7 protein-coding genes are annotated in these 6734 nt (G+C 69.0%); 5 read left to right on the forward strand and 2 right to left on the reverse strand.

The window, feature by feature from the left end; all coding sequences use genetic code 11:
* Positions 1 to 26: 26 nt before the first annotated feature.
* Complete coding sequence (dapB, locus tag ACZ4UU_RS08945; RefSeq protein WP_468037828.1) at positions 27 to 779, forward strand: 4-hydroxy-tetrahydrodipicolinate reductase; 753 nt, start codon at positions 27 to 29, stop codon at positions 777 to 779.
* A 14-nt stretch (positions 780 to 793) separates the two neighbouring features.
* Positions 794 to 1246 (forward strand): hypothetical protein, encoded by a 453-nt coding sequence (locus ACZ4UU_RS08950; protein WP_468037830.1) that lies wholly within the window; start codon positions 794 to 796, stop codon positions 1244 to 1246.
* A 416-nt stretch (positions 1247 to 1662) separates the two neighbouring features.
* Here ACZ4UU_RS08950 and ACZ4UU_RS08955 read toward each other — a convergent pair whose 3' ends face one another.
* Complete coding sequence (locus ACZ4UU_RS08955; protein ID WP_468037832.1) at positions 1663 to 2217, reverse strand: hypothetical protein; 555 nt, start codon at positions 2215 to 2217, stop codon at positions 1663 to 1665.
* A 91-nt stretch (positions 2218 to 2308) separates the two neighbouring features.
* Positions 2309 to 2545, reverse strand: a complete 237-nt coding sequence (locus ACZ4UU_RS08960) for a hypothetical protein (RefSeq protein ID WP_468037834.1) — start codon at positions 2543 to 2545, stop codon at positions 2309 to 2311.
* 209 nt (positions 2546 to 2754) lie between these two features.
* Between ACZ4UU_RS08960 and thyX the strand changes: the two genes are divergently transcribed.
* From thyX to ACZ4UU_RS08975, 3 genes are all read left to right on the forward strand, one after another.
* Positions 2755 to 3495 (forward strand): FAD-dependent thymidylate synthase, encoded by a 741-nt coding sequence (gene thyX / locus ACZ4UU_RS08965; RefSeq protein ID WP_468037836.1) that lies wholly within the window; start codon positions 2755 to 2757, stop codon positions 3493 to 3495.
* Between the two features lie 212 nt (positions 3496 to 3707).
* Positions 3708 to 4607: a 4-hydroxy-tetrahydrodipicolinate synthase gene (gene dapA / locus ACZ4UU_RS08970; protein ID WP_468037838.1), complete on the forward strand. Its 900-nt coding sequence runs from the start codon at positions 3708 to 3710 to the stop codon at positions 4605 to 4607.
* 153 nt (positions 4608 to 4760) lie between these two features.
* Positions 4761 to 6446, forward strand: a complete 1686-nt coding sequence (locus tag ACZ4UU_RS08975) for a ribonuclease J (protein WP_468037840.1) — start codon at positions 4761 to 4763, stop codon at positions 6444 to 6446.
* The last annotated feature ends 288 nt before the right edge of the window (positions 6447 to 6734 follow it).

Below are 6734 nucleotides of genomic sequence, written 5' to 3' on the forward strand. Positions count from 1 at the left end.
ATTCCCTGGTGAAGGAAGCACAAGAGATGAGCAAGCTGCGCGTGGCGGTCCTCGGCGCCAAGGGCCGGATCGGCTCCGAGGCGGTACGGGCGGTCGAGGCCGCCGAGGACATGGAGCTGGTCGCCGCCCTGAGCCGGGGCGACAAGCTGGAGACGCTGGCGGAGACCGGCGCCCAGGTGGCCGTCGAACTGACCACGCCGGACTCGGTCATGGCCAACCTCGACTACTGCGTGAACCGCGGCATCCACGCGGTCGTCGGTACGACGGGCTGGACCGACGAGCGCCTCGCGCAGCTGAACGGATGGCTGTCCGCCTCCCCGGAGACGGGCGTGCTGATCGCGCCGAACTTCTCCATCGGCGCAGTCCTGACGATGAAGTTCGCGCAGATCGCCGCGCCCTACTTCGAGTCGGTCGAGGTGGTGGAACTCCACCACCCGAAGAAGGTCGACGCCCCCTCCGGCACCGCCACCCGCACGGCCCAGCTCATCGCCGAAGCCCGCCGCGCCGCGGGCACGGCCCCGGCACCGGACGCCACGGAGACGGCCCTGGACGGCGCGCGCGGCGCGAACGTCGACGGCATCCCGGTCCACGCGGTCCGCCTGCGCGGCCTGCTGGCCCACCAGGAGGTCCTGCTCGGCGGCGAGGGCGAGACCCTGACCGTCCGCCACGACTCCCTCCACCACAGCAGCTTCATGCCGGGCATCCTGCTCGGCGCCCGCCGCGTGGTCACCACTCCGGGCCTCACCTTCGGCCTGGAACACTTCCTGGACCTGGGCTGACAAGAGGCTGTTAGATGCGCGCGAAGATCACCTACGCCATAACGGCCGCCGTCCTGGTCGTCTATTTCGTCCTGGTCGGCAGCCGTGGCGTGATGCTCATCCAGTCCGGCACGGTCATCACCGTCACCTTCGGGGTCGCGGTGCTGATCCTGCCGGTGATCGGCGTGTGGTTCCTGTGGAAGAACACCCAGTTCGTGCGCAAGGCCAACGCCCTCGCCGCCGAACTCGACGCCGAGGGCGGCCTTCCCGTCGACGAGCTGAAGCGCACCCCCGGCGGCCGCATCGACCGCGACTCGGCCGACGAGGTCTTCACCCGCCGCAAGGCCGAGACGGAGGCCTCCCCCGACGACTGGCGCAGCTGGTTCCGCCTGGCCATCGCCTACCACGACGCCCGCGACACTCCCCGAGCCCGCAAGGCCATGCAACGAGCCATCGCCCTGCACGAGGGCAGGACAGTCGAGGCCTGAGCACTCCGCCGGAGGGCCGCCGCGGGATGGAGAAACGACCGTACGCCGGTGAGTCGGCTGTCCGTCGACGCCCCGGTCTCCGGCGGGGCGGGTTGGCTGCCGCTGCCGGGCCGTCTGGGCCGACGAAGGCGATGCGTGCCGACGGGCAAAGCCGCACGACGGCGTGCCACAGGCAGGGACGCCGCGCAGGGCGGCGACCGGACGAACCGGCCCACGATGGCCGGCCACACGCCGATGCCCCTTCCTCAGGTAGGCAGACTGGCTTTGGACGAGGCACCAGCCCTACGGCGACGAGCTTGCTGTATGCCGACGATCCGACCGCGCCCAACGCGTCAGCCATACGCCGACAAGCAGGCCATAAGCCAAAGGGGGTCGGTCCGCTGCCGCGGGCCGACCCCTTCACATACCCGTCGTGCTCAGCCGCGCGTGTTCTCCGCGGCCCACACCTCGACCGAGTCGGCGGCCCGGTCGAACGCGGTGACCCGGGCCAGGAAGTCCGTGTTGTGCGTGGTCATCAGCGTCGGCATGTCATCCGCCGCACGACCGCGCTGTACGAGCATCAGCGCCTGCCCCTGCACAGTGCGCGGCAGCCCCAGCCACCGCACCGGCTGCTGCACGGTCCGTACGGCGACGACCTGCTCCCAGGGCACCGTGCGCGTGACGAGGAACCGCACCCGACGCAGCCCCCGCGCGCTCACCCACACACCCATCCGCAGCAACCGCAGGGCGCCGGCGATGACGGCCAGCGCGATGCCGAAGACGACGGCGGCCTCGGTCACCGTGCCGGTCAAGGCGATGACGACCGCTGCGAACAGCACATACGACGCGAGCAGCAAGCACAGCGCGCCCACGCCCACGCGCCACGGCCCGGGCCGGTAGGGACGCCGCCAGCGGTCGAGGTCGTCGAAGGGCAGCGCGACGTCATCGGCTGTCTCGAATGCGCGGTCGGCCGTCAGGAAGGGCAGGGGCACGGCTGGTCCTCACTCAATCCATGCAGGGGCTGTGCCCGGTGAGGCTAATCGACCCGCGCCCCCACTCACCACTCCTGGGGGGCCGGTTGAGTCAGTGCCCCTGAGAGGCCTGTGACTGCTGCGTCTGCGTCGCGGTGTCCGTGGACAGCGCAGGCATGCCCAGCACCAGCGAGCCGACCAGCCCGGCGACGATGGTGAGCCCCAGCAGCCAGCGTCCGGCCATCTGGCCGACCGACGCCCGCTCACGGGGTGGGGGAGTGACATTGCTGCGGAACCTGTCTGCCTCGGCGAGGAAGGCGAACGGGACGGGCTCGCGCCGACCGAACATCAGGGAGCTTCTCCTCTCGGGATCGTGTGGGTGACCGTCACCAACACAGACGAGCGAGTGCCCCAAAAGGTGCCCGGTTTCACCGACTTCACAGAAATTCGCTGAAGTTCGCCGCCGTATGTCGGGACCCGGCACCGAACGACCCGTTGTCAGTGCCGGGCCGTAGAGTGGGCGCCGCCCAGCGAAGTGATGGAAGGACCCCCCGAGCCGTGACCGACACCCCCGCCGACGACCTCAAGCCAAGCTTCCGCAGCGACGTCACCGTCGAGCTGGTCAAGCACAGCGCGGCCGACTCCGACGTGCTGTGGGCCGCCCGCGTCTCCACCGCCGGCGAGCAGTCCCTGGAGGAGTTGCAGAAGGACCCCGAGCGCTCCAAGGGCCTGATCAACTACCTGATGCGGGACCGGCACGGCAGCCCCTTCGAGCACAACTCGATGACCTTCTTCATCAGCGCCCCCATCTTCGTCTTCCGCGAGTTCATGCGGCACCGCGTGGGCTGGTCGTACAACGAGGAGAGCGGCCGCTACCGCGAGCTCCAGCCCGTCTTCTACGTCCCCGGCGAGTCCCGCAGGCTCGTCCAGGAGGGCCGCCCGGGCAAGTACGTCTTCGTGGAGGGCACCCAGGCCCAGCAGGAGCTGGTCGGCCGCGTCATGGAGGACTCGTACCGGGAGGCGTACGAGGCCTACCAGGAGATGCTCGCCGCAGGCGTCGCCCGCGAGGTCGCCCGCGCTGTCCTCCCGGTCGGCCTGTTCTCCTCGATGTACGCCACGTGCAACGCCCGCTCCCTGATGCACTTCCTCGGCCTGCGCACCCAGCACGAACTGGCCAAGGTGCCGTCCTTCCCGCAGCGGGAGATCGAGATGGTCGGCGAGCTGATGGAGGCGGAGTGGGCCAAGCTCATGCCGCTGACGTACGCCGCCTTCAATGCGAACGGCCGCGTGGCGCCGTAGCGCGCCCGCGTCGCCCGACCGGGCACGGCCGCACGGCCCAGCCGCACGAAGTGTCCGTATTGCGGCATTTAGATAAGTTCATCTAGCCTGATCGAACGGACCCGGCACTGCTTGAACCCCCGAGCAGGCAGTGCCGGGCTCCATATTTGTCCTGACTTTTCTGCACCACCCGAGGGCAGACCAGGCCGAGCGCAACGAGTAGCGTGTAACCCATGGCTCCGACCTCCACTCCGCAGACCCCCTTCGGGCGGGTCCTCACCGCCATGATCACGCCCTTCACGGCGGACGGCGCACTCGATCTCGACGGCGCGCAGCGGCTCGCCACGCACCTGGTGGACGCAGGCAACGACGGCCTGATCATCAATGGCACCACCGGCGAGTCCCCCACCACCAGCGATGCGGAGAAATCGGAGCTGGTGCGGGCGGTACTGGAGGCCGTCGGCGACCGGGCCCACGTGGTGGCCGGAGTCGGCACCAACGACACCCGCCACAGCCTGGAGCTCGCCCGCGCGGCGGAGCAGGTCGGCGCACACGGCCTCCTGGTCGTCACGCCGTACTACAACAAGCCCCCGCAGGAAGGCCTCTACCGGCACTTCAAGGCCATCGCCGACAGCACCGAGCTGCCGGTGATGCTCTACGACATCCCCGGCCGCAGCGGCGTCCCGATCAACACGGAGACGATCGTCCGCCTCGCCGAGCACCCGCGCATCGTCGCCAACAAGGACGCGAAGGGTGACCTCGGCCGAGCCAGCTGGGCCATCGCCCGCTCCGGCCTCGCCTGGTACTCCGGCGACGACATGCTGAACCTGCCGCTGCTCTCCGTGGGCGCGGTCGGCTTCGTCTCGGTCGTCGGCCACCTGGTCACCCCCGACCTGCGCGCGCTCGTCGACGCGTACGTCTCCGGTGACGTCCAGAAGGCCACGGAGATCCACCAGAAGCTGCTCCCGGTCTACACCGGCATGTTCCGCACCCAGGGCGTCATGACCACCAAGGCCGCGCTCGCCCTCCAGGGCCTGCCCGCAGGACCGCTGCGTGCCCCCATGGCCGAGTGCTCGCCCGAGGAGATCGAGCAGCTCAAGATCGATCTTGCCGCAGGCGGGGTACAGCTCTAACACCAGACTTCGCGCGCAGGGCGCGCACCAGACTTCACAACTGAATAAGCAGGCCACCGGTGCCTGCACCCCACAACGACAACTGCTTCTGCACGAACGTCACGCGCGCCACGTGCCCAACCGGTACGTGGCGCGCGTGGTGAGGAGAGTCTTTTGAGTCATCCGCATCCTGAACTCAGCGCGCCCCCGCCGCTCACCGAAGGCGGCCTGCGGGTCACCCCGCTCGGTGGCCTCGGCGAAATCGGCCGAAACATGACGGTCTTCGAGTACGGCGGCCGCCTGTTGATCGTCGACTGCGGAGTGCTCTTCCCAGAGGAGGAGCAGCCCGGAATCGACCTGATCCTGCCGGACTTCTCGTCCATCAGGGACCGCCTCGACGACATCGAGGGCATCGTCCTCACCCATGGCCACGAGGACCACATCGGCGGCGTCCCCTTCCTGCTCCGCGAGAAGCCGGACATCCCACTGATCGGCTCCAAGCTGACCCTCGCACTCATCGAGGCCAAGCTCCAGGAGCACCGCATCCGCCCGTACACCCTCGAGGTGGCGGAGGGGAACCGCGAGCGCATCGGCCCCTTCGACTGCGAGTTCGTCGCGGTCAACCACTCCATCCCGGACGCCCTTGCGGTCGCCATCCGCACCCCCGCCGGCATGGTGGTCCACACCGGCGACTTCAAGATGGACCAGCTGCCGCTGGACAACCGCCTCACCGACCTGCACGCGTTCGCCCGGCTGAGCGAGGAAGGCATCGACCTCCTCCTCTCCGACTCCACGAACGCGGAGGTCCCGGGCTTCACCCCGCACGAGCGCGACATCTCCAACGTCCTGCGCCAGGTCTTCGCGGGCGCCCGCAAGCGCGTCATCGTGGCGAGCTTCGCCAGCCACGTCCACCGCATCCAGCAGATCCTGGACGCGGCCCATGAATACGGCCGCCGGGTCGCCTTCGTCGGCCGCTCGATGGTCCGCAACATGGGCATCGCCCGCGACCTCGGCTACCTGAAGGTCCCGCCGGGGCTGGTGGTCGACGTCAAGACCCTCGACGACCTACCGGACAGCGAGGTCGTCCTGGTCTGCACGGGCTCCCAGGGCGAGCCGATGGCGGCCCTGTCCCGTATGGCCAACCGCGACCACCAGATCCGCATCGTCCCGGGCGACACGGTGATCCTCGCGTCGTCACTCATCCCCGGCAACGAGAACGCGGTCTACCGCGTCATCAACGGCCTGACCCGCTGGGGCGCGAACGTCGTACACAAGGGCAACGCCAAGGTCCACGTCTCGGGCCACGCGTCCGCGGGCGAACTGCTGTACTTCTACAACATCTGCCGTCCGAAGAACCTGATGCCGGTCCACGGCGAATGGCGCCACCTGCGCGCCAACGCCGAACTGGGCGCCCTGACCGGCGTCCCGCACGACCGCATCGTCATCGCCGAGGACGGAGTCGCCGTCGACCTCATCGAGGGCAAGGCGAAGATCTCCGGCAAGGTCCAGGCCGGATACGTCTACGTCGACGGCCTCTCGGTCGGTGACGTCGGCGAGCCGGCGCTCAAGGACCGCAAGATCCTCGGCGACGAGGGCATCATCTCGGTCTTCGTGGTGGTGGACTCCTCCACCGGCAAGATCACGGGCGGCCCGCACATCCAGGCCCGCGGCTCCGGCATCGAGGACTCCGCGTTCAGCGAGGTCATCCCGAAGATCACGGAGACGCTGGAGCGGTCGGCTCAGGACGGAGTGGTCGAACCGCACCAGCTCCAGCAGCTGGTGCGCCGGTCCCTGGGCAAGTGGGTCTCGGACACCTACCGGCGCCGGCCGATGATCCTGCCTGTGGTCGTGGAGGTCTGACGGCCCGTCGGACACTCGGCTGCGCGAACCAGGAGCGGGGCGCCTCGATTTGCATCGGGGCGCCCCGCTCCAGTACGTTTACGGCTCCGCCTGAACGGGAACCCGGCCACTTCGTGTGTCGGAACCAGTCCCCGGAGGGGGCGGGAAATCCGACTCAGAATCTCTGATAAAGTCGGAGTCGCCGGAAAGGGAAACGCGAGAGCGGGAACCTGGAAAGCACCGAGGAAATCGGATCGGAAAAGGATCTGATAGAGTCGGAAACGCAAGACCGAAGGGAAGCGCCCGGAG

The sequence above is a fragment of the Streptomyces sp. NPDC028907 genome (assembly GCF_055564995.1).

Bases quoted from the DNA above. Each gene is read 5' to 3' on its own strand.
- ACZ4UU_RS08960 (WP_468037834.1), bottom strand. From the start codon at position 2,545: ATGTTCGGTCGGCGCGAGCCCGTCCCGTTCGCCTTCCTCGCCGAGGCA.
- dapB (WP_468037828.1), top strand. From the start codon at position 27: ATGAGCAAGCTGCGCGTGGCGGTCCTCGGCGCCAAGGGCCGGATCGGC.
- ACZ4UU_RS08950 (WP_468037830.1), top strand. From the start codon at position 794: ATGCGCGCGAAGATCACCTACGCCATAACGGCCGCCGTCCTGGTCGTC.
- dapA (WP_468037838.1), top strand. From the start codon at position 3,708: ATGGCTCCGACCTCCACTCCGCAGACCCCCTTCGGGCGGGTCCTCACC.